We start from the raw sequence: 22,849 nt of genomic DNA, 5'->3' as shown, positions 1-22,849 counted from the left end.
TTAACCCTCCAAATTCAAGGTGCTTTGAACACTTAAAATCTGTGCAATCAGACCGTCAGCTTGTTGATCAAGCTCTACCAGTTCTTTAGCAACCTCTTCAAGTGAACGTAACGGCTTATGCTGATAAAAGTACTTATTAAAGCTAATCTCATAGCCAATCTTCACACTATCAATATCTATCCATGCCTCCTTAACGTGTGGCTTCACCTCTTGTAAATAATAGTCATGAATATCACCTGCTAACGGCACTGACTCGTAGTCACGTAGATCACTACTAGATTCGTATACCACATATTGGTTTGGCTTAGCATTCTCGATACCGACACTAGATGCAGGGTAATAGCCGTAGTCTGGTAACTCATCGACTTGACAGCCTAGGTGCTCGATCAGCTGATCAAGCTTATCCTGCTTGAATACGGAGACAGATTTAATAACTTTAGTGCCTGTTTCATCGTACCAACTTACCGCATCAAGAACTTGCTTAAGCTCATTGGCCTTTAGCTTTAAGCTTTTAGCCTTGATGGTCTTTTTAACTAAGTCAGTAAATAGATTAAAGTCAGTAAACAGCTTGTCCTGACCATTTTCTTGAATAGCTTCACGAATCAACTCGGCATACTCAAGTATCGTTAACTGATCTTTCCATAATTTATGGCTAACCAGCTTTTTGCGCTGATTTGGCGACAGTCCATATTCTTCTTTTTCAGACCACTCTTTTAGCTCTTTTTTCTGACTATCAAAGAACGCTTTGTCATAAATTTGATCGCCATGTTCCTTATAGATATCGGCCATAACTTCGTTTAATTGATTGTCAAATCTTAGACTAGCGACCAGTTCAGCCGTCATTTGAGCATGGCGACGATCTGGGCGCTCAATATTGAATTTGTAATAACCAAAGTCTTTGTTATCAAAGATTTGACTAGCGATACCGATAGGATCCCCTTTTTCATTAAAGTCATCTGGCTTTCTTTCAACAGTTGCCATATCTAAGTAAGTGGTGGTAATAGCTTCAATATCTTCTGGAGCAAACTCACAGTTTTTATCACCTAAGTTCTTACGTAGCTTGCGATACATTTGGCTTGCATCAATAAGCTGTACCTTGCCTTGTCTATGTGCTGGCTTTTTATTAGATAATAGCCAGATATACGTGGTAATACCTGTGTTGTAAAACAGGTTATTTGGCATTTGAATAATCGCTTCAAGATAATCATTTTCGATAATATGACGACGAATATTACTCTCACCTGAGCCAGCATCACCTGTGAATAAGCTTGAGCCGTTATGAACAGAAGCGATTCTAGAGCCTACCCCGCCCATGCTTGTCGATTTCATTTTATCGACCATTTCCATTAAGAATAGAAGCTGACCATCACTCGATCTTGGGGTTGCCTTTTCACTGTGCTTCTCTCCCCAGTAATCTGTCAGATCGACTATAAAACGAGGGTCAATAACTTCTCCCCCTTGTTCAATGTACTTTTTCTCACTAGACCAGCTTTTGCCATACGGAGGGTTCGATAGCATAAAGTCAAAGTCCTTGCCTACGAATGTATCCGTAGATAATGTTGATCCTACCTTGATGTTTTCAGGGTTATTGCCCTTAATCATCATGTCCGACTTACAAATGGCATAAGTTTCATCATTAATCTCTTTGCCGTACAGGTAGATGCTACGCATAAACCCTTTAGCCGGATATTTTTGATGAATGAAGTTCTGAGATTCAGTCAACATCCCACCACTACCGCACGCTGGGTCGTATACAGTGATACTGTTAGGTAGATCATCTTTAACAGGATCAAATACTAAGTGAGTCATCAGCTCAATGACTTCACGTGGTGTAAAGTGTTCACCAGCCTCTTCGTTGTTTTCTTCATTAAACTTCCTAATAAGCTCTTCAAACACATAACCCATACCTAAGTTACTTAGTCCAGGAAGTTTATTACCATCTGGATCTACCTTATCGTTAGGTGAGAAGTTTTGATAAGGTGATACGAACTTCTCTAGCACGTCTAATAGAACCTGTTTATCAGCCATATGTTTGAACTGAGACTGTAGCTTAAAACACTTGATAATTTCTTTGACGTTATCGCTATATCCATACAAGTACTCTTCCATATTAGCTAGAAGTATCTGTTCGTTGTCACTGGCTGTTTCTTTTAAGCTCTTTAATGTCCATTTACTGGTGTTATAAAATACAAATCCTGACGTTGCCTGCAACGCATCATCATCTGGCTCAGTAAAGCCATTTTCTTTTTGGAACTTAACCTCTTCTAAAACCTGCTCTTTAGTAGGCTCAAGAAGGCTGTCTAATCGACGTAATACCACCATAGGCAAAATAACATCACGGTATTTTCCTCGAACATAGACATCTCTTAGATGATCATCTGCGATTGACCAAATGAATGCTACTAACTTATTATGTGCTGTAAGCATTTTTTGTTTTTCAGTATTTTCTAAACTCATCTTTTTAAACCTTCTGTTAAATATACAAATATAAATCTTGTGCGTTGTTATCTTCTCATGAAAATAAGCTATCAAGTGAGGTGCTTATATAACCCTATTAAAAATCTGTTTCACCTTAGTTTCTAGCTCAGCGATTTCAGCCTCAATGGCCTTGATATCTCGTGGCTGGCTGTCATCAACAAAGAAATAACGGTTGAATGAAATGTCATACCCAATGCGAGCACGATCATAATCTATCCATGCGTCTGGCGCGTAAGGCAGTACTTTACTTTTTAAATATTGTTCGCTGTAAGGCTTAATCATTTCTACAAACTCCTCTTGCCCTTTGTCATCTTGATAACCAAGAGCTAGCGGTAGCTGTATCCCACTTGGTAGAGGTATCTGCTCATAATCACGAAGATCATAGTCTGCTTCGATATTACCTTGACTATCAATACATGTTTCAGCTGACGGATCTTTTTCAGATAAAGCATTAATAATTGCTTTTTTTACAGCTGACGATACCTTGAAGTTAAGCTCATTTAGTATTGGACTAAAAACCTTTTCAAACTCATCTTTGTTTTTAAATACCTTATTGCTATCAATAGTTTTTAAAGCTTTGTTTAAGCCTCTTAAATACTTATCCGCTCTAGTAAGGGTTGTGCCTATTCCTAACACTGGATCGTAGATCTTGAGCTTACCTTTTAACTGTTGTAGCATCTCTAGGTCAAGCTCAAATGTTACGCCGATCATTAGATCAATGATATCTCGAGGAGTAGAGTGCTCACCAACCGTCTCATTAGACAGATCATTAAAGCGAAGAACAATTTCTTCAAATACAACCGCTAAATTTTGAGTTATTTTAGGTAAGCTTTTTGCATCAATATCCAGTGAATTAATTTTAGATACTAGTCCATTTAAGATTTTATATAGCAATTTGTTTTTAGACAGCTTTTTAAAGTCATGGACATTAAGGAATAGACTAGAGTTTGATATATTTTTAATTTCTTAGGTGATCTGCTTAATATCAGGGTTTGAGTGTCGCAATTTATCGGTTAGTAGTTTTCAATTGAAATAAATAATAGCTTGTACATTTTAACAATAATATAGATAATTAAATGAACGTATTTAATTTTCTATACTAAGGATATTGTAATGGCATAAGTTCTCTTCTGGGTGTTTGTTTAGCTGGGATGGTTATATTCTTTATATTGCTAGTTAAGTTTATAACGAAGATGTTTTCACCAGTACCTATAGAATAAGAAAAGCTTGACGAAATAAACAAAGAACATGGCATAAATTTTGTCGATAATCACCATCTTGAGCTATTCATTATACTTTGATGTTGATAAAAAAAGATTTATCTCTTCGATGTACAATGTCTGAACGGAATTAGAGACTATAGCTTTTTTTAGAAGGTGGACCTCTAGAAATTCTGATAGTAAGAAATTTATACGTGAAATTAACATCTATACTGGTGACATTGACACCCCTTTAATCAGGATAAATTATAAAACTACAATAGAGGCAGATAAAGATTTTGCTAAACTTGATACATTGATGAATTCATAACTTTATTGCTTGATAACTAAAAACTAAGAATGATTTTTTAATCAAGTTGCATTGTTAGTACTCCCCATATTCAAGATATGTTATCTGGTATAGCTTCAGCTATCTCTGCAAAATAAATGCAAAAATGTTTAGGGTCAGATGATTCAACTACGATACAGGTATTGATGCTAGATAATATAATGATAGAAATATGGTTAATATTCTTAAAAATTAAGGACTGCATAGTCTAATAACTCTCAATATGGGCATAATTAAACTACTTTAATAGCATACATAAATCCCTTTAATGAATGTTAATATGGCCTATTAAAAAGTTAATAAATGATTTTATATTGTTTTTAAAACGGAGAATTTAATGATAAAGAACCTTTATTTTGCACCATTATTAATTTTTACTTTAGTAACACCTACATTAGCCGATACAAATCAAAAAACTCTTTTAGTTGAAAAAATGTTTCAAGATGCCTATATAAATGAGATTTTTAATGGTGATAGTAATAACTCAATATCATCTCTTTATAAATACGCTGATTCTGCATTTCAAAGTTCTCTAATTTCAGCTTTTCAACAAGCAAACTACTCTGACGGTAGCTTAACGTCATGTGGTGAAAGTTTATATTTTGCGAGTCTATCGGAAGGTAACTCTTATTCGTTAAATGAGATTGAAGACTTAAGAGTAGAAACTTTAAGTAATGGTCGAATTAGAGCTATAGCTAAAGTAAGTAATATGGACGGTTATGGTATCAGAGACTATACTGTCAAATGTGATGGTAACTCATGTTTAATTACAGATGCTTATCAGGCTGATGGCACATCTACTAAAAGAGCTCTTGAAAAATATTGTAATTAAGCATTGGTTTCAAACGCACCAAAGCTACCTAATATATTAGGTAGATTTTTAAATGATTTTAAGTATTACTGTTATTTATCAAAATTTTTACATGAGAATAATATGGAAGTGATAAAAACTATAACTGTATTATTAATATCACTCATGCTTTTCTCATGTGACGTTAATGACAAATCTATGATACCCATAACGTCAGTATCCAATAACAAGCCAGCCCTTAATACTAAAAAATGTGAACCTCAAGGTTCGGTCTTAAAGGCTGAACGTCTCAGAGTAATAGATGGAGATACAATTGAAGCTATCCCCTACGATGGCAAGTCTGAGCGCATTAGATTGGTTGGTATAGATGCACCTGAGTACAACCAACCATTTGGAGAGGCAAGCACACAAGCATTAATTGAATGCGTTGCAGACTCTACTGTAAAAATACTGTGGGAAGGTCAAGATCGTTATCAGCGTTTACTAGGAACAGTATTCGCCGATGATAAAGATTGTAATCTTAACCAAATTGAGAAAGGCTTTGCTTGGCACTACAAGCAATATCAAGCTAGCCAATCAGAGTATGATCGAGTAGCATATTCAAATGCGGAAGTAAAAGCGCGCTTAAACCAAAATGGATTGTGGTCAGCAGAGATAGTAACTGCGCCATGGGATTTTAGAAAAGATGAAAATCCTAGGTATAGATTTAACGATACTATCTATGACTTAGATCAAACCAGTTGCACTAAAGATGGTATTCAACCAGTTAATCATCGAACTTTATATTAAAGCTAAACGAAGCCTATAAGAGATACAGGTATATTATTACTTATTCATCAGTCTTAGAAACTGCGGATTTTTAACCTGCATCTGTATGTTATTTTTATAATCTTCAATCTTACCATGCGCACAAAACCTTCTTCCGATATAGTCATCAAGATTCCCAAAACGGTCTTCAAACCAGCGGTAGTCTTTATTCCATACTAAGATAGTTAATGTTTGATTAGGATAGCGTTTATCAAGATTTAGATAGTGCCTACTTGAAAGGTGTTTAACTTCAGCTAAGTTTCCGCACGCCATTACAGATTGACCTACATGAAAGGGTGCTTTGTATGCTTCAATTTTAGGCTCTGCTGCATGCGCTATTGAAATTGAAAACGCAAAGCTAAAAATAGCAGTTGATAGTATTGCTGCTGTTTTCTTATACATAGTTCATCCTAATGAATTTAATCTAAATACAGCATTTTGAAATAAAATACAGTACCAACGGTTAAGAATAATAATAAGATTAGGCCAACTAAGACCTGTTTGGTAGTTAAGAAATCACTTGAGCTTTCGACATTAGAGATTGATTTAGATACCTTTAAGTTTTTATTATGCTCATTTACGAGTGCTAATTGTGCATTTTTTAGTTCTATAGCCTTGTTCTCTACCCTCTTTCTTTCAAGTTCATCTTGCTCTTTCTGTGCCTTTTCAGCTTTTTCCTGCTTAATTAAATCATTTCCATATTGAATTAATCCACAGAAAAAGATAAAACCAATTATAGCTATTGTCCCGGTTACCAAATTTAATTCCTTTTAGTTTAATTGATTTATTGAGGCTAATTTAATTTGTGGTGTCCCTTTATATGATTTCACACTTCCTTTAATACACAGGCTTTGACCTTCATACTGACTAAGATCACTAAAGTTACCAGCGTCTTCATTCCAGACAACTATTGTAGCGTCCTGATTAGGATAACTAGCACCTAAATTTAAATATGTACCCCTACTAAAACTTTTAACCTGCGCAACATCGCCACATACAATGCCACTTGAGCCAATATACTTATAAGCTTGTGAGGCAGGAATAGTACTAGGCTCTTGATAGCTTGGCTGCTCTACTTCGTTAAATTTAGACTTTTCATCTTTAGGCTTAGCTTGTGGCTCGAGCTTATCAGGTTCTATATTGCTAGTGACAACTGATTCTGTGGCTAATTCGGGTAGTGATTCAATATTATCCTTCTGCACAGGCTCTGAGCCACTCTCCGTATTATTCTCAACGATCGTAATTTTATCGTCTTTAATATCGTCACTATCATATAAGTTACCAACTAAAGCTTCTGGATTATTAGCGTCTTTGTCACTATTATCTTTACCATAAAATGAATTGGCACCCAATGCCACTACTATAAGAGAAACTGCACCTATACCTAGCATATGATTAAGTGTTATTTTAGTCTTTTGCTCTTTAAGTGGCTCAGTAAATACAGGTATAGGTTGCTCAATCTTAGCCTGTAGTGCGCTTATAGTAGCTTGTAACTCAGCTATATCTTCTTTAGTAATCGTAGATTCAGCAGTGTCTTTTTTCTGCTCTTCAAGAGTTTTAACCTTTAGTTCTTGATTAGCTTGTTGCTCTGCCATTTGTTGCTTGTACCATGCAAGCTGACTTTGATACTCATCGAAACGCTTTTTATTCTTCTCTTCAATCACTTTAGCGGTTAATTGGTTCGTACTTTGAAGATGTAGCGTTTGTCTAATTTCATCAACAATAACTTGAGCTTCGTTAAGCATTTTTTTATTAGTATATCTAAGTAGAACGCCATAGATTTTAACCAAATCATTTTGACGTTTAAGCATATCGTCAAACTCTTCATAACTTTGCACTTTCCACATACCATCAAGCTCAATTGGGAGTTTGTATCCTTTAGTTTTATTGATAATCATGAAATCAATATATCTATTTTTTCCAGTTGAATCTTTAAAATGATATTGTGTGGTGACATCTTGTGGTTCAATCTCAGGTATCTTTGCTAGGATAGTTCTAACAAACTTTTCCTCAAAACCTGCGATATGTTCTAATTGCTTTTTATTAGCGACTATCCACTCTTCCCAGTTCATCTATCTATCCTAATAATTAAATAAGAACTATTTTTTATTTAATAGTCAATTACTTATGAGTTTACCTCATTTGTAACCAAAGTGTAACTAATTATAAACTTTACTCTTGAACTTTAAAATAGATAGATACTTTGAATGATCAACTAAGCACCTCTAAATTACTCACACATGTCATATAACATGGGCTTAATAATTTATAACTCATATGCTACCTTTGAATTTCCTTAATGCACTCACAAAGGATAAAGGACCGCTGGCAGCTGATTAAGATCAGGTTTAATCATACTGTTTAGCTTACCCATTAAGTTTCACAATTATGTGCGTTTCTTTTTTCATCATCTGTTTGTAAACTGATCATATTAATTAGCAACCTTTCGATCTTCCGCTTCCACTTTTCTAGTATCAACTGGCCGTATATTAAAATGACATTAGCCTCATATGGACGCATATTTTTCACTATTATTAAATGAGCTATTTTTGAGAACACTGACATAAATCTTCATACGTTGTTTTGTATACTTAGTTTGATAGTTTTAAAGCCGGTAAACGATAGCTTACGTCGCATAGTTTGATTTATTAGAACCCGATAGATTGGTTGAACTTTATAAGCAATAATAGACTAAAGTTAATTAATAAAACAAAGAGGGATAACTACGATGTGCTCAAACTTTGAACCAGCAAGTCCGAAGCAGATTGAGGCAATTGTTAACAAACAGCTTAAGTTTGATTTTGAATATAAGAAGCGTGTCTATCCAAAAGACTTCTGCCCTATTATTATTCAAACAGATAATGGGCTTGAGGTGGTTAAAGGCCAGTTCGGACTTAGTCCATCGTGGGCAAGTGATCCAGTGGATTACTCTACCTATAACGCAAGACTTGAAACTATTGAAGGTAAAAAGACATTTGAGCCTGCATTCACCAAAAACCAGTTTTGTTTAGTACCAATGGCAGGATTTATGGAGCCGTACTATTTAAGCGGAGATAATAATAAAAGTGAATGGAAGCGTATCCATAGGAAAGATAAAATGGCGTTTACCATCGCTGGCATGTACGAGTATAACAATCACTTTAATGAGCCAGTACATAGCTTTACGCTACTAACGCATAATGCGGATGATGAGCCTTTTATGAGTCAGTTTCATAAGCCCGGTAAGGAGAAGCGTTCGATTTACTTGGTAAGTCAGTACAATAGAGATGATTATTTAAAAGCCGAGCACACTAATATTGAATGTTTGATGAGTGTTATTGATGGTAATTCTTTTAAATCTAATAAAATTTAAAACACACTTATATTGATGGTATATTATATTATTAATCAACAAGGAGAGTGCAATTTAATATATTAAATAAAGTTTTAGCTAGCATCGCTTTAGCAGGTCTTATTACTAGCACCCCTGCTATTGCAAAAATTAAGAATGCTAATGACTTTTTTGCGACTGGAGAAGTTTTGATTTACGATCAACCTGCTGGTGACGGCGTAAGGTCTACATCTTGGACTGCAAAACCTTTCGTTATCATCTCACCATCTGATAGAAACCTAAAACCCGAAGTTATGATGGTGTATGTATCAGCTACAGGTTTTAGGGGTGCATTTGAAAATACTTTAGAAATCAACTGTAAAAACCCAGTAAAATCCCATGTCGTGAGCAACACCTTAAATGGCAAAAAAATTAGTTTTAAAGAGTCGATGGCCTATTCTAATAATCCTTAGGATGAAAACTTTGTAAACCGTATTGATAGAAAAGCTGTGGAAGGGTTATTTAGACACTTCTGTTCATAGTATTCCGAGGGGGTGGTTTAGTATGCAAGACTCTCAACACTTATGACTTTATTCAGCTTAATTGCGAGTATAAAGTTTTTTAGGCTTAGAGCTGAATCAACTAGAATAGAAGGCCTTTATAACTTTGGTAGTATATTTTGGCAATAATTAGGTTCTTTATTATTCAAATTTATTCTAGGGGTTTTCGATGAGTTGCAACAAGACTAAGGGTATGAAGTAGTTACTTAGCTACTAATAGCTTTAGCTATTCGCTAGAAAAGTTTTATCTAAAGCAAAATTACGTCTGTATGAAAGTAAACATTAAAGTTGAAGGCACTATAGCTAAATTATAATAATACCATTTTTCCCATTAAATAACTTTTCATAAAACTTTAGACTAGCTTAATGATTAAGAGTGATCTAATAATGACTTCCGAATAGATATGAATTTTAAGAACTGATTCTTAAATGATATTCGATATAAATAAGTTTAGTCTATTACATATGCGTATAAGGGGTAAATCCTAGCTTGATCTTAGTTAATAGAGACTCTTCTGACGGGCTTGCGGTTCGAAATGGCAGCTTCACCTCAAGCCATGGACCTTTTAACAGGTTGTTTGGGCATTCTGGATCTCGTAAAAACTGCCCCATCAAACCTTGGTCACCCTGACCTTGAAATCCAGCAGTGGTCATTGGAAAACTGCTTGATAAGAAGTTCTCCAATTCAGTTTTTATTTCACAGGCAACTAACGAGGGAAGTATTAATGGTCCTTTTTACTGGCTTTTTATCAGGTAGGTATCGAACAGATAGCACTTTAATTAGATATAAGTAGGCGTATAAAATCAGCATTTAAAACCCACAAAATCATCGTTCAATAAGATAGTCAGGTATATTTAATATGAATTGATATATTACAACTATTCTGACTCTCTCATTCTTGATAAGGCATTATCTAAAGCAGTATCTACTGCTGCTCCATATTTTTCACTTTCCTCTAAAGTAGATTTAGATGCTTTGAGTGCTTCTCGAGACTGTGTGATTTTCTTTACTCGGCCTATGCAGTGCAAAGTATCATTGTATCCTTGCTCTATCCATGATGGAATTTTACTTGCATCAAAACCTAATAAATCTTTAGCCCCACTCATCAGGCCTGTAGCTCTAGCTATAGTTGACTGAGGACGAATTTCAAGAATTGTTGCGCTAGGAAAGTCATCACGGCTCCAAAAAGAGCCATTACTAAGGTGCGTTACTATTATTAGATTACAACCTGCATCTATCAGGGGTTGTATTGGCGTATTACCTTGTGCTTTTGACCAGCCACCTTGCCCACCATCAGTATACTTATTACCTGACACCTCTCTTGCTTTAAAAAGCTTAGGCAGTGCCGCTGAAGCTAATAAAGCGTTACGCTGCTCATCTTTAGGCAATGACTGCACATGTAAGAACTCAGAATCTGGAGTATCTTTTAATTCAGTTGCTGCCAAAATACAGCGGCCAATATCTCTTGTCGCACCTAAACTCTTATAAACTGACACATAAAGAGGCATACCTTTAGCGAGCTCATTGGTATCAAGATATTCATCCATTAACTCTATTAAAGGCTTATCTGATAGAATCGCATCCTCACTTAATCCAAGAGCTAAGGCTAGAAAGCGGGCACTAGGTGCTAATACAGCTCCTGCAGATACTGCTAGCCTAATATAACTCATTGAATTTACCTGAATAGGAGAGGTTTCAGCCAAAACACTCCAAAGTTTTTCAATTCGCTTAATACCTTCATTAAGTGTTGGCGCACTGGCTAATATCCCTCCATTAAGCGCTCCAATACTAGCGCCTGACACCATATCAATCTGCGTACCTAACTCTTGTAGAGCTCGCAGAACTCCAACTTGATAAGCTCCTTTAGCACCGCCACCAGATAGCACTAAACCTACCTTCATTTGTTCAGACATAATGTGCCTCCGCAAACACCTCATCCATAATTGTCTCAGCTATTCGTGATGCATTTGCCAGTAAAGGAACATCTCCTAGCCTTTCTGATGTTTTTTGCGTAATAGTTGTAATTAAAGGTGCTTTATCCGTAGTAAAGTCATTCGCCAAATATCTTAATGCCTGATGCCAGTCATCATCCTGATTAGTATTATGAGGCAACTGCAACCATCCATTATAAAAACTCAATCTAGTACCAATACTAATTTCTGCATCTGCTGCTAGCTGTGCGGTTGCACGATCTACTGCTTGCTGCATAAAGCTATCTCGATCTAAACCTGTATGACTGCGGCAAAAATCACCAAAAGCACCCCAACGTAACTCTTCTATAGCGGCGTAACAGCGACCAGCAGGTGAATAACTTGCTAAACGACCAGCTCTCCATTTATTAAAAACTTGGTCAAGATGTAGTATTACTTTTTGATTAAAATCAATTCGCATTACCTCTTCATCTAAACGTAGTATGCGAACATCAAGCTCTTGTGATAATTCCTTTAACATGAGACGAGTATTCTCTGAATACTGTGCAAGGTATGTCACCTGACTGGTTAACTTAGTAACTCGTTCATTGACGCATGTTATAGCATAATTAGTATGAGCTAAGTCTTGGGTTAGCTCTGTTAGCCACGTCAATGAACATTCAACAGCATTAGTTAAGTTAGAATTAATTTCATTTTGACGCCTTACATCTTTACCTGTAAAACCGTCAAAGCAGCGAGTGAAAAATTTATTTCTCTCAATTTGTACCTTCGAGTGATCCCGAGTAACATCAATACTGTTTGCAAAATCCACTATGAATTTTTCTGGTATTGAATTTAGGGTTTTTAATAAAACACAATCGGGAGTTATCGGTTGTAAATTCTGGCTCATTTTACTGTTCCTACGCTGAGTAATAAACCACGTATATCTTTTAAGATAGCCTCGCTATCCTCCAACAAATGAGGGATAGGTTTCTCCAATTTTTCTAAACTATTTAATAGTATTCTCTGCTCTTCTTGACTCTTTTTTCTATCTTCTATACTAGCGATTAAGTCGCCGCGAATATGCTCAACCTTTTCTCTTAATGTTAAAAAAAAGCTATTTGCTTGTTCATTTAACTGTGCTTCAACTGTTAAACTAAGAGTGCTCTCCAATTCTTTAAAAGCTATTCCAATGCCATCCTCAACTTGCTTCTTGATGGATTTTATATCAACATAATATACGTCTACATTGACTGAATAATCCTCCCAGCCCCAATCCGTTGTGCCAAACCAGCTACAAATTTTTCCCCATACTCCACGTTTTCTACGATAGCGAGTCTCTTTTTCTTTTCTTTTCTGTGTTGCATCACTTAATACTTCATCTATAGCAAAGCCTAGCTGTAAGTCTTCTACATCTGGTACACGGATAATTAAGTCAAAGTCACCCATATCTTTTTTGATATTGTCAATTACCTTTTTAGTTTCATCAACATAACCTTGAAACCTTTCACTAAAAAATTGTATTTGTTTATGGATATCCTTACGTAAAGCCTCTTCAGCATCTTTACTTATTTCCTCAAGGGATTCTTCAATACGATTGAGTAGCTTTTCAGCTTCATTTTGGTCTTCGAACTTAAGTGGTTTATCACTAAACTTAAAGTCTTGAGCGTCTTCTTCCCTACCTGAATCACTAAAAATGTTACCAAAGTCTGTTAGCATCGGACTTTTAATGCCTTTTTTTTTAGATTTTTTGCTAAGCTCTTGCTCTTTTTCCTTCGTCCTCTCAATACGTTTACCTTCTTTAAAGTACTTATCAAGCATAGACAGGGTTTCTTCTTGAGCTGTTTGCCCTGCGCTTTGAATACCTTTTCTTACGTCATTTAGAGCAGAATTAGCATCCTTACTAACCTCCTTTTCCTGATTCTGAATAAAGTCTATATTATCTTGCAGCGAGATAATTTTATATTGAAGCTCATCAACACTCTTCTTAAAGGCTTGTTTACGAGTGCCTAAGAAATTTTTCGCAGTCTCTGCAGTCTCAACCAATTTTGATGCTGTGGAGTCAATAGTAAGAATAGCTGCTTTACTATAAGCTTGACGGATCACATGTTCTAGAGGTTCGTTGAATTGCGACTCTTCCCATAAATATTTAGCTGCAGCAGTAACTGTCTCAATATCATTAAGTTGGTCTTTCCAGCGAAAGCCACCTATTGCTATTTTAGCAAAGTCAGTAACCCAATCGTGAGTGTCGTGACTAGGTATACATCCATTTACAGCAAGCTCATTCTTAGCTTGACTTGCCAAATAACCATATCTTGCTGATACTGGATAAACACGATTAATAGGGATTAGGCCTTTCATTAAGTTACTCGACACATATTTACGCACTTCATCCGAACTATCACTGTTTCTATCTTTTTGATCAAATCTATTAACTAGTGCGTATAAGCGTTCACCACTTACACTTGCCACTTCTTCTAAGTTCTCACGTATTTCATTATCTGCATCAGATTTTAGTTGCGTATAATCTAGTACAGCCAAAATAGCAGACGCTTTTTTTAGTTGATCACGAAGCATAGGTCGTAGATGACTTTGACCAGCTTCATTAGGGCCTGGAGTATCCAATAAAGTTAAACGACCTTGCATATGACCCATCTGGCTTAAATGAGTAAACTCAACCTCAATAACAGGCAAGCTCTCAATACTGCTATAAGCCGAAAATGGAAAGTCGACTTCAAGCTCTGTGCATAAACGAACTAAGTCATTTAAGCTCTTAAGAAAGTTAAAAATTGCATCGCTACCTTCGTGGCTTTCCGAAAAATTCTGATTTTTTCTAACCTGGTCTAGCAAATCTTGCATGTCATCATTTTCATTAAGCCCATTTAATAGACTCTTAGGAGCACTTTTTAATTTTTTACTCAACTCATTGACTAGGGTATTAACAGGTGCTGTATTCTGGAAAAATAAACGCGGCTCAGTAACTCCTTGAGTGTGTCGAATCAATGTGGGTAAAGCGGTCATTGGTCTGTTGCGATTAGGCAAGACTTCCATGCCGACAATGGCATTGATAGTAGTTGACTTGCCCGCCTTCATTGTTCCCACTACAGCTATAACTAATTCAAGGTTATTAAGCTTATAATTTTCATCCTCCAAACGCTTAATAGCTTCCATAATTGATTCAGAATCAAGGGTTTGAATATTTTTCTGCTTTGTTTGAACTAGTAAGTTCGGTGTACTTTGAATTTGCTCTAATAATTTAATCTCTTGTTTTAATAAACGTTGTGCTTCATCGCGTAACTCATTAATATCCAGTTCGTACATATTTAGTTCAATCCTCAAATAGTTGAATTTATAAGCATTTAATACATAATACTTCTTATAGTTATAGGAAAGCTACTAATTAAAAATTTTACAATTTGGCTTTTATTTTACGGGCTATTAACGAAGGAAGAATACAAGGTCCTTTTTTTGACACTGGACCTTATATCTAATATAACATGGTTGGCTCTGTACAAAAATTAGCAAAAAACGAATTAATCAAATACTAGCAATTAACTAAAAAAGTAATCAACTACATCATTAATTTCTTTTAGAATCTTATCCTCATCAACACCATAAGCCTTAGCAAGTTCAATAGTTCTAGATAGCAGACTTAAGTTAAGATCAAAATAAAAGGCCGTAACGGTTAAATCACCTAACTTTCTATACTCCGTATAGGTCAGTTATCGTCTCTAAGATTGATTGATATGAGAGGCACTCAGGTTAAAGAATTACCTGAATCATTTACTCAGTTAAAACAGCTTAGAAGTATTACTTTTTGTGTGAATCCATTGGAATATCTTCCTGAGGATTTCGATAAACTATCAAACCTTGAGTATATTAATATTAGAGCTTCACAATTGGATAGACTACCCGAATCTTTTGGTAACCTGCCAACATTAACTAGCTTAACATTATATGAAAATGGCTTGAAGTCCATACCAGATAGCTTCGTTAATTTAAAATCCCTAAGACAATTAAAAGTTCAAGAAAGCTCGTTGTTAGAGGTATCCTCTGCCGTTAAAGAGTTTATTAGTCATTATGATGAATAAGAGCATCTAATATTGATTAACAGTTGTATATAATAAAATGTTTAAAAAATTAAATATTTTGAAACACTCTAATGATGAATATACTATGATTCAAAGTCTGATGAGTGATATTAGAAATATATTGGTTTTATTTGCCATGTGGAGTAATACAGTAGCTATGACAGAGATCAATATAAAGAGGCTATCTTATCTGTATGAAGCAGTAAGTATGGGCACAATACGTGCTGCTGCTGACAAGCTCAATATAGCTCCCTCAGCAATTAGCCGGCAAATATCTCTATTAGAGTCAGAATTAGCATGCACACTTATCGAACGTCATCGCAAAGGAGTGACGCCAACAGAAGCAGGTAGTATTGTTTTACAGTTTTATCGGGAGTCATTATCCGCTGAAGAGGCCTGTGCTTCCAAATTGAAGGCATTGTCAGGTCTACAGCGCGGGCATATAAAGCTAGCAGTCGGTGATGGTTTTGTTGGCGATCTGATGCTGGGGCCAATACCAGAGTTCTCTCGCTTATATCCAGAGTTAACACTTTCAATCAGTGTTGGTGGATCAAATGAAGTAATTCGTCAGGTTGAAAAGGATGAGGCGCACATAGGACTACTATTCCATCCGAATAGTCATCCACGTATCCGCTCTCAGTATATTAGTTATCAACCCTTATGTATTATTATCGCACCTCAGCATCCATTAGCAAGCAAAGATAAACCTGTGCAGTTGAAAGAGCTGTTAGAATATCCTGTTGGATTGGCCGAAAATCGTTTTGGCGTGCGTCAGTTGTTAGCAATGGCTGAATTTCAACAAAAGATTAGGTTTAACCCTATTTTAACTACTGACTCAGTTGCTGTCTTGATAGACTTTGCTAGATCGAATATGGGGCTTACCTTTCTACCCTATTTTGTCGTATCTAAAGAGGTAAAGGATGGTCATTTAGTAGCAATACCTGTAGATAATTCGCTACTGGCAAGCGGTGAAGCCCATATCGTGACCCGATTGGGTCGTTACCTCTCGCAAGGTCCTAATGAGTTGTTAAATCATCTAAAGTTATGGATGAAATCACTATAAATATTTTATATATGAATGATGCCAAGCTTTTTATTAAAGCTTTCTAACACAACCTCAAAGTTATTGTGCGAAGCCACTTTACCATGTTCTGGTACAGCGCCTCGCACAATTCATCCTATATCCTTAGCTTTGAGCATTGAGTTAAAAAAAACTGTTATAGGTTTAAAGTAAAGCTTGAGCAATCACTGCAGAACCTAAGAAAGTCCCAGTAAAGGTAAGCAACGCGACCACTGCAATCTTAAACCCAGACTTCTTAAATAACTCAACTTCCATTTGTGAAATTGCGAAACCTGCATAAGCAAGTACAGGAGTAATGAGCTGTAAAACTCCTAATTTCTCCGTTTCTGCTAGGATGTACTCATTCATAGGAAACTGAGGTAAAGATATTATAATAGCTACAATAGATATCCATGCGATCGCCGGAATGTTACCAGGAATAATTCTTTTTAATAAGATACCAACGATACAACAAGCGAATAGAATTAACATACCAGGTAGACCGGCTATTGGATTAACACCCTGTCCAACCCAGTTACTTAATAATAGAATCATACAGATAACAGCAAGCAAAGATACAGACTGACTTACAGATAAAACTGATTGTTCTTGTAGCTTTATACCAAAATCTTCTTGCTTGGATATATCAACAGCATCATTTTTCTTAAGTTTACTGGTAACTTTGTACAGAAACTCTGTGAACGGTAAAGCCACAAACAAACTAATGAAAAGCCCTGTCGCATAAGTTAGTAAGTTAGAACTTGCTGCAAATGCAGTAATCGTTTCTTCTTGAGCAGGTACTGTTTCTGCTAGTGCTGCTGAACAAGCACCCATCATACTTCCACTACCAATACCACAAGCCATCGCTAGGGCACGGATATCCATAATATCCATAGATGCAATGACGCCTGCCATTAACGAAAAGTACACGGCGCCAAATAAGGTACCCATGACATAAACACCCATGACACCAATACCCTCAGCACTCTGAAGTCCATACTTATCTGCAACAAGCGCAATATTTGGCTCCCGAGCAATTGAGTGGGTAGCACCAATAGCTTCCCTTCCCATCCCAAATACTAATACGGCAACAGGTAAGGCTATAAGAGCAGTAGCTATATTACCTAGCTCTTGAAGTAATAAAGCAGGACCTGCTGCTATAATTTCTTCTACTTTAGGACCAATACCCACACCAAATTTTGCAATAAAAGGCATGATACTTAGAAGAACAGCATAGCTTGCAAATTTAGCTTTATCCTTAGAAATTATTGCTCCCATTGAAGGTATAACATTAGGATTTAAAAGTATCGTAAATATAAAGGCATACAATAAAGGCAGTAAGACTAATGTACCGATACCAATTGGAATCTTAATAATTCCTATCCACTCTGCAATTAGTGATGTAATAATTACGAGTAAATGTAGTCTCCAATCAAATAGATGTTTAGTCATGGTACTTGAAAGTACACTGGTATTTTTCATAGCAATTCCTTTTACATTTTAAGTTTTAGACATTTTCCATACGTAAGATTATGCAGTAGTTTTTGGTAATTTAGTCTCAACTAACGAAACCCATACTTTGATACCAGTTTCAATAGCGTCATCATTAAAGTCATAAGATGCATTATGTAATGGCTTTGAAGGGCTTTGTCCATCTACACCTAACCAAAAATAAGCACCTTTGGCAGTTTGACTCATGAACGAAAAGTCTTCAGAAGCCATTGAAGGCTCAACACCAGTATGCACCTTATTTGAGCCCAGTACTTTAGTAGCTGCCTCCTTCACTTCAAGATAAGCATCACTGTCATTGATAGTGACTGGATATCGAATATGATAATCAATCTTACCTGTCACTCCATATAATGGCGGTAGCGTATTAACCATATCTGTGAGCATATCCTGCATTGACTGACGCACATCCATATCAAAGCTTCGAACAGTTCCTTTGAGAGTAGCGTAATCAGGAATAACATTCGTCGTATCGCCACTATTCATCTGAGTAACGCTAATAACTCCTGACTCAAGTGGAGATATTCGACGCGAAATTATAGATTGTATATTAGTAATCAATGCTGCTCCTGCTGCTATAGGATCAGCACCTAGATGTGGCATAGCCGCATGCGTACCTTTACCAGTCAGTGTGATTTTAAAGGTGTCGAAAGATGCCATCATAGGTCCATCATTAACTGCAATCTCACCTATAGGTAATCCTGGCCAGTTATGTAACCCATATACAGCATCTACAGGAAACTTATCGAATAATCCATCATCAATCATTGACTTAGCGCCGCCTAAAACCTCTTCAGCAGGCTGAAATATAAAATGAATGGTGCCATTGAAATTTCTATTTTCGCTTAGGTATTTTGCTACTCCAAGCATGATTGATGTATGACCATCATGACCACATGCATGCATACAGTTAGCGTGAGTAGATTTATGGTCAAAATCATTTTTCTCTTCTATTGGTAGCGCATCTATATCAGCTCGCAACCCAATAGTAGGTCCTGCACCGTTTTTAAGAGTGCCGACTACTCCAGTTATACCGAGACCTTTATGAACACTGATACCAAAAGACTCAAGCTTCTGCACAATAAGAGAAGATGTCTTAACTTCATTGAATCCAAGCTCAGGCTGGCTATGTATTAACTTACGCCACTGCTTCACTTCTTTTAATAGCTCTTTACTAACTGACATTTCGCTTCTCCTTTAATATATACCGTTAACACGGTGTTATACTGTTAGATTCCCTGTAATATTTCAAGCGATACATTACATGTTCTAAATTCAAACTAATAAAACCGCCGGTATCAAAGTTAGTTATTAGATATAGTTTTTGGGCAGATATATTGATTAATCTCTCTGCCTTTGCTTAATACTAAACCGACTACTGGATTGAGTAGCCGAATTGAATCGCAGAATCTTTTGCAGTTTCAATCCAAACACTTTTCGTTTGCGTATACTCAAGCAAGCCTTCATAACCACTAGATCGACCGTAGCCACTTTCATTAAAGCCACCAAATGGAGACATTACGTTAATTGTCTTATAACCATTTACCCAGAATGTTCCTGCATTTATCTGAGCGGCCATTCTATGAGCGCGTCCAACATCGGAAGTCCAAACAGCTCCAGCTAAACCAAACCGACTATCGTTAGCCAAAGCCAAAGCTTCATCCTCATCTTCAAATGGAATCGCAGAAACTACAGGCCCAAAAATCTCTTCCTGTGCTACTAACATATCATTATTTACATTAGCTAATACTGTTGGAAGATAAAAATAACCGTTTTCACCGTCTTGAATTTCTCCTGGCCTTCCACCAGTAGCAATAGTAGCACCTGCTTTGATACCATTAGATACTAATGAGCTTACGTGATTGAACTGTTTTTGATTATTAATTGGTCCGAGCATTGTGCTGTTATTCCAGGGTAAGCCAATTGGTAACTTACTGGCTGCTGAAGCGACGCGTTCTACTACTTCTTGATAGATATCACGATGAACTAACAATCGTGAACCTGAAACACAACTCTGCCCTGCAGCAGAGAATATCGCTGCCTGTGCACCTACCACCGCACGATCAATATCTGCATCAGGGAAGATAATATTAGCTGACTTTCCGCCCAGCTCCAATATACATGGAATAACACGTTGCGCGGCTGCAGAAGCAATAAGCGCACCCGTTTTTGGAGAGCCTACAAAAACAACCTTTTTAGTTGCTGGGTTAGCAATAGCGCTATTAGCAGTCGTATGACCGAATCCATTAATGACGTTTACTAAGCCACGAGGGATACCTGCCCTCTCAAGTAGTTTAGCCAACACGGTTGAGCTGAGGGGGGTTAATTCAGATGGCTTTAGTAGAACTCCATTTCCTGAGCAAATAGCTGGAGCAATCTGCCAGCCTCCAGTAAATATAGGGGCATTCCACGGCGTAATCTGAGTAACTACGCCATAGGGCTCATGGCGAGTATAGTTTAAATGACTCGTTGGCACCGGAATGACTTGCCCTGTTATTTTGTCACACCATCCAGCATAATACTCAAACATTTCTGCAACTTTGGATACCTCAACTCGGCAGTCTCGAATCGGCTTACCGGCAGAGATACATTCTAAACGTGCTAAACTCTCAGCTACTTTACGTATCTCAACACTGCATTTCCACATTAACTGACTTCTTGCACTGGCTGTCATTGACCACCAGACTTTTTGAGCTTTTTTTGCAGCCTCTGCAGCGGCTGAAACAAGGCTTTCCCCTGCATCTCTATAACTCATAAATACCTGTCCGGTTGCCGGATTAGTCAGGTCAATTTCATCACCAGTACCGGTAACTAGCTCACCATCTATCCAGCTGCCAAACTCAGACGTACCTATAAGCTCATTAAGCAGTGCTTTGACTTGCTGCTCGCCGCTCCCTTCTACTAAAAAAGCCATAACTTACTCTCCTAAACCCAAATTTTTGATAATGCAGTTAAAGTCCGCCTGATTAGGAATGTTATCTTCGCTCTGTGCCCATATGTCAGCTACTTGTTTAGATAAAGGCAGCTCTACTCTCATCTCATTAATCATATTATTTGCTAGGCGCACATCTTTACGCATCAGTTCCATAGTGAAACCGGAGTTGAAGCTATTGTTAAGAATCCAACGAGGAAAGTTCACTTCACTAACGGCACTACGACCTGAACCAGCATTTAAACCAGCGATAAGATCCGCCGAATCGAGTCCTACCTTAGTACCTAAAGAGATGGCCTCAGCTGTTGTCACAAGATGTGCAGCACACAGTAAGTTATTGATTAGTTTTGCTGCGTGTCCATTACCAGATCTACCCATGTAGACTACTTTTGAGCTTAAAGAGTCCAGATACTGCTGAGCTCGATCAAGAGCACTTTTTTCACCCCCAACAACCATCACCATAGTACCAGCCTCTGCGCCTGCTGGACCACCACTGACAGGACAGTCCAAAAACTGATGACCTAATTGCTTAAGCTCTGTTGAAAGTTCTCTCGTTACTTCTGGCTCTGATGTAGAAGTATCAAGAATGAGAGTATTGGGTTGGGCACTTTCAATAATACCACCCTCGCCTTTTATGACTGCCTGCACATGTTTTGCCATAGGTAAAGATAGGATTATTGTACTAGCCTCTATACATAAGGCTTTAATATCTAGAACAACCTCCACACCAACTTCCCTAGCTGCTTTACATTGTGCCTCGCCTATGTCAGTGCCATATACTTTAAAACCGTTACGAAGTAAGGACTTAGCCATACCATTACCCATACGGCCTAACCCGATAATACCTACCTTTTTATTAATCATGTCTATTCCTTTAATATCAAGCTCCTGAAAGTTTATTCTAACTAATCAGACCATAAGAAGAATTATAATGAATAAACTTTTTTGTTCTAAAAAAGGCAACACAAATTTTATTAATCAAGAAAATCGATGCTTGGTATTAAGTAAAATATATACATTGATACCTGATATCGCTACGACTAACTTACTTTAAAGTTAGTAATTAATATTTCAGGAATACCTATGCGTGATTAACTGATAGGTTGAGCCGTTAGAGGACATGTCAGTTGCAAATTTTTGATTTTGTTTAACTGAAATAAGCGACGACATATATTGCCTAAAATTAATTCACGTTACATTAATCAATTCATCTAGCAGTAAATGTTTTAATAGTGAATAATGATATTGAAGATATGATTGATAACCAAAGGGATAACAAACATGTGCTCAAACTTTGAACCAGCAAGTCCGAAGCTGATAGAGGAAATTGTTAACGAACAGCTTGAGTTGGATTTTGAATATAAGAAGCGTGTTTATCCAAAAGACTTCTGCCCAATTATTATTAAAACTGATAATGGATTAGAGGTTGTTAAAGGCCAGTTCGGACTTAGCCCATCGTGGGCAAGTGATCCAGTAGATTACTCTACCTATAACGCAAGATTTGAGACTATTGAGAGTAAAAAGACATTTGAGCCTGCATTCACCAAAAACCAGTTTTGTTTAGTACCAATGGCAGGATTTATGGAGCCGTACTATTTAAGCGGAGATAATAATAAAAGTGAATGGAAGCGTATCCATAGGAAAGATAAAATGGCGTTTACCATCGCTGGCATGTACGAGTATAACAATCACTTTAATGAGCCAGTACATAGCTTTACGCTACTAACGCATAATGCGGATGATGAGCCTTTTATGAGTCAGTTTCATAAGCCCGGTAAGGAGAAGCGTTCGATTTACTTGGTAAGTCAGTACAATAGAGATGATTATTTAAA

The 22,849-nt window shown here is 36.8% G+C and carries 20 protein-coding genes; 7 read left to right on the top strand and 13 right to left on the bottom strand.

Translation table 11 applies throughout. From position 1 onward, the window contains the following. Complete coding sequence (locus tag AC2SLT_RS04000; RefSeq protein WP_486546354.1) at positions 1-2,457, bottom strand: type I restriction-modification system subunit M; 2,457 nt, start codon at positions 2,455-2,457, stop codon at positions 1-3. Between the two features lie 84 nt (positions 2,458-2,541). Then, positions 2,542-3,372 (bottom strand): hypothetical protein, encoded by an 831-nt coding sequence (locus AC2SLT_RS03995; protein ID WP_486546353.1) that lies wholly within the window; start codon positions 3,370-3,372, stop codon positions 2,542-2,544. 991 nt (positions 3,373-4,363) lie between these two features. On the opposite strand from AC2SLT_RS03995, the gene AC2SLT_RS03990 reads away from it, so the two are divergent. Both AC2SLT_RS03990 and AC2SLT_RS03985 read left to right on the top strand, forming a co-directional pair. Next, positions 4,364-4,858 (top strand): hypothetical protein, encoded by a 495-nt coding sequence (locus AC2SLT_RS03990; protein WP_486546352.1) that lies wholly within the window; start codon positions 4,364-4,366, stop codon positions 4,856-4,858. Between the two features lie 177 nt (positions 4,859-5,035). Then, positions 5,036-5,626: a thermonuclease family protein gene (locus AC2SLT_RS03985; protein ID WP_486546351.1), complete on the top strand. Its 591-nt coding sequence runs from the start codon at positions 5,036-5,038 to the stop codon at positions 5,624-5,626. A 36-nt stretch (positions 5,627-5,662) separates the two neighbouring features. Here the strand turns inward: AC2SLT_RS03985 and AC2SLT_RS03980 are convergent, their stop codons facing one another. The 3 genes from AC2SLT_RS03980 to AC2SLT_RS03970 are packed head-to-tail and all read right to left on the bottom strand — an operon-like array spanning position 5,663 to position 7,716. Then, on the bottom strand, positions 5,663-6,046 hold the full coding sequence (locus tag AC2SLT_RS03980; protein ID WP_486546350.1) for a hypothetical protein: 384 nt from the start codon (positions 6,044-6,046) through the stop codon (positions 5,663-5,665). 17 nt (positions 6,047-6,063) lie between these two features. Then, positions 6,064-6,402 carry a hypothetical protein gene (locus AC2SLT_RS03975; protein ID WP_486546349.1) on the bottom strand — a complete coding sequence of 113 codons (339 nt, stop codon included), beginning with the start codon at positions 6,400-6,402 and terminating at the stop codon, positions 6,064-6,066. A gap of 12 nt (positions 6,403-6,414) precedes the next feature. Next, a complete protein-coding gene (locus AC2SLT_RS03970) occupies positions 6,415-7,716 on the bottom strand; it encodes a hypothetical protein (protein ID WP_486546348.1) in 1,302 nt (433 codons plus the stop codon). A 656-nt stretch (positions 7,717-8,372) separates the two neighbouring features. On the opposite strand from AC2SLT_RS03970, the gene AC2SLT_RS03965 reads away from it, so the two are divergent. Then, positions 8,373-8,996, top strand: coding sequence for an SOS response-associated peptidase family protein (locus AC2SLT_RS03965; RefSeq protein ID WP_486546347.1), 624 nt, complete (start codon positions 8,373-8,375; stop codon positions 8,994-8,996). Between the two features lie 47 nt (positions 8,997-9,043). Continuing rightward, positions 9,044-9,427 carry a hypothetical protein gene (locus AC2SLT_RS03960; RefSeq protein ID WP_486546346.1) on the top strand — a complete coding sequence of 128 codons (384 nt, stop codon included), beginning with the start codon at positions 9,044-9,046 and terminating at the stop codon, positions 9,425-9,427. 546 nt (positions 9,428-9,973) lie between these two features. Here AC2SLT_RS03960 and AC2SLT_RS03955 read toward each other — a convergent pair. The 4 genes from AC2SLT_RS03955 to AC2SLT_RS03940 all read right to left on the bottom strand — a co-directional run bounded on the left by AC2SLT_RS03955 (position 9,974) and on the right by AC2SLT_RS03940 (position 14,746). Further along, positions 9,974-10,168 (bottom strand): hypothetical protein, encoded by a 195-nt coding sequence (locus AC2SLT_RS03955; protein ID WP_486546345.1) that lies wholly within the window; start codon positions 10,166-10,168, stop codon positions 9,974-9,976. 225 nt (positions 10,169-10,393) lie between these two features. Continuing rightward, entirely contained in the window at positions 10,394-11,428 is a 1,035-nt protein-coding gene (locus tag AC2SLT_RS03950; protein ID WP_486546344.1) for a patatin-like phospholipase family protein, read from the bottom strand. Continuing rightward, positions 11,421-12,335 (bottom strand): diguanylate cyclase regulator RdcB family protein, encoded by a 915-nt coding sequence (locus AC2SLT_RS03945; RefSeq protein WP_486546343.1) that lies wholly within the window; start codon positions 12,333-12,335, stop codon positions 11,421-11,423. Before AC2SLT_RS03945 ends, AC2SLT_RS03950 begins: the two co-directional genes overlap by 8 nt. After that, the gene (locus tag AC2SLT_RS03940) at positions 12,332-14,746 is read right to left on the bottom strand and encodes a dynamin family protein (RefSeq protein WP_486546342.1); all 2,415 of its coding nucleotides are present in this window, start codon (positions 14,744-14,746) and stop codon (positions 12,332-12,334) included. The genes AC2SLT_RS03945 and AC2SLT_RS03940 overlap by 4 nt, the downstream gene beginning before the upstream one ends. A 425-nt stretch (positions 14,747-15,171) precedes the next feature. On the opposite strand from AC2SLT_RS03940, the gene AC2SLT_RS03935 reads away from it, so the two are divergent. Further along, positions 15,172-15,516 (top strand): leucine-rich repeat domain-containing protein, encoded by a 345-nt coding sequence (locus AC2SLT_RS03935; RefSeq protein WP_486546341.1) that lies wholly within the window; start codon positions 15,172-15,174, stop codon positions 15,514-15,516. 85 nt (positions 15,517-15,601) lie between these two features. Next, the gene (locus AC2SLT_RS03930; protein WP_486546340.1) at positions 15,602-16,579 is read left to right on the top strand and encodes a LysR family transcriptional regulator; all 978 of its coding nucleotides are present in this window, start codon (positions 15,602-15,604) and stop codon (positions 16,577-16,579) included. 162 nt (positions 16,580-16,741) lie between these two features. Here the strand turns inward: AC2SLT_RS03930 and AC2SLT_RS03925 are convergent, their stop codons facing one another. From AC2SLT_RS03925 to AC2SLT_RS03910, 4 genes are all read right to left on the bottom strand, one after another. Beyond that, a complete protein-coding gene (locus AC2SLT_RS03925) occupies positions 16,742-18,058 on the bottom strand; it encodes a DUF3100 domain-containing protein (protein ID WP_486546339.1) in 1,317 nt (438 codons plus the stop codon). A 48-nt stretch (positions 18,059-18,106) separates the two neighbouring features. Further along, on the bottom strand, positions 18,107-19,270 hold the full coding sequence (locus tag AC2SLT_RS03920; protein WP_486546338.1) for a M20 aminoacylase family protein: 1,164 nt from the start codon (positions 19,268-19,270) through the stop codon (positions 18,107-18,109). A gap of 190 nt (positions 19,271-19,460) precedes the next feature. Further along, positions 19,461-20,999 (bottom strand): aldehyde dehydrogenase family protein, encoded by a 1,539-nt coding sequence (locus tag AC2SLT_RS03915; protein WP_486546337.1) that lies wholly within the window; start codon positions 20,997-20,999, stop codon positions 19,461-19,463. 3 nt (positions 21,000-21,002) lie between these two features. After that, a complete protein-coding gene (locus AC2SLT_RS03910) occupies positions 21,003-21,896 on the bottom strand; it encodes an NAD(P)-dependent oxidoreductase (protein ID WP_486546580.1) in 894 nt (297 codons plus the stop codon). A 402-nt stretch (positions 21,897-22,298) separates the two neighbouring features. On the opposite strand from AC2SLT_RS03910, the gene AC2SLT_RS03905 reads away from it, so the two are divergent. Continuing rightward, positions 22,299-22,849: SOS response-associated peptidase family protein (locus tag AC2SLT_RS03905; protein ID WP_486546336.1), on the top strand; the 551-nt coding region annotated here is incomplete at its 3' end.

This window comes from Psychrobacter sp. CX18 (assembly GCF_057396215.1).
The sequence above is the reverse complement of the archived record's forward strand: the minus strand, read 5'-3'. Positions and strand labels throughout refer to the sequence as shown.

Coding starts and splice junctions, on each gene's coding strand:
- AC2SLT_RS03940 (WP_486546342.1), bottom strand. CDS start 14,746: ATGTACGAACTGGATATTAATGAGTTACGCGATGAAGCACAACGTTTA.
- AC2SLT_RS03980 (WP_486546350.1), bottom strand. CDS start 6,046: ATGTATAAGAAAACAGCAGCAATACTATCAACTGCTATTTTTAGCTTT.
- AC2SLT_RS03930 (WP_486546340.1), top strand. CDS start 15,602: ATGATTCAAAGTCTGATGAGTGATATTAGAAATATATTGGTTTTATTT.
- AC2SLT_RS03985 (WP_486546351.1), top strand. CDS start 5,036: ATGATACCCATAACGTCAGTATCCAATAACAAGCCAGCCCTTAATACT.
- AC2SLT_RS03925 (WP_486546339.1), bottom strand. CDS start 18,058: ATGAAAAATACCAGTGTACTTTCAAGTACCATGACTAAACATCTATTT.
- AC2SLT_RS04000 (WP_486546354.1), bottom strand. CDS start 2,457: ATGAGTTTAGAAAATACTGAAAAACAAAAAATGCTTACAGCACATAAT.
- AC2SLT_RS03990 (WP_486546352.1), top strand. CDS start 4,364: ATGATAAAGAACCTTTATTTTGCACCATTATTAATTTTTACTTTAGTA.
- AC2SLT_RS03970 (WP_486546348.1), bottom strand. CDS start 7,716: ATGAACTGGGAAGAGTGGATAGTCGCTAATAAAAAGCAATTAGAACAT.
- AC2SLT_RS03955 (WP_486546345.1), bottom strand. CDS start 10,168: ATGACCACTGCTGGATTTCAAGGTCAGGGTGACCAAGGTTTGATGGGG.
- AC2SLT_RS03950 (WP_486546344.1), bottom strand. CDS start 11,428: ATGTCTGAACAAATGAAGGTAGGTTTAGTGCTATCTGGTGGCGGTGCT.
- AC2SLT_RS03945 (WP_486546343.1), bottom strand. CDS start 12,335: ATGAGCCAGAATTTACAACCGATAACTCCCGATTGTGTTTTATTAAAA.
- AC2SLT_RS03915 (WP_486546337.1), bottom strand. CDS start 20,999: ATGGCTTTTTTAGTAGAAGGGAGCGGCGAGCAGCAAGTCAAAGCACTG.
- AC2SLT_RS03935 (WP_486546341.1), top strand. CDS start 15,172: ATGAGAGGCACTCAGGTTAAAGAATTACCTGAATCATTTACTCAGTTA.
- AC2SLT_RS03965 (WP_486546347.1), top strand. CDS start 8,373: ATGTGCTCAAACTTTGAACCAGCAAGTCCGAAGCAGATTGAGGCAATT.
- AC2SLT_RS03920 (WP_486546338.1), bottom strand. CDS start 19,270: ATGTCAGTTAGTAAAGAGCTATTAAAAGAAGTGAAGCAGTGGCGTAAG.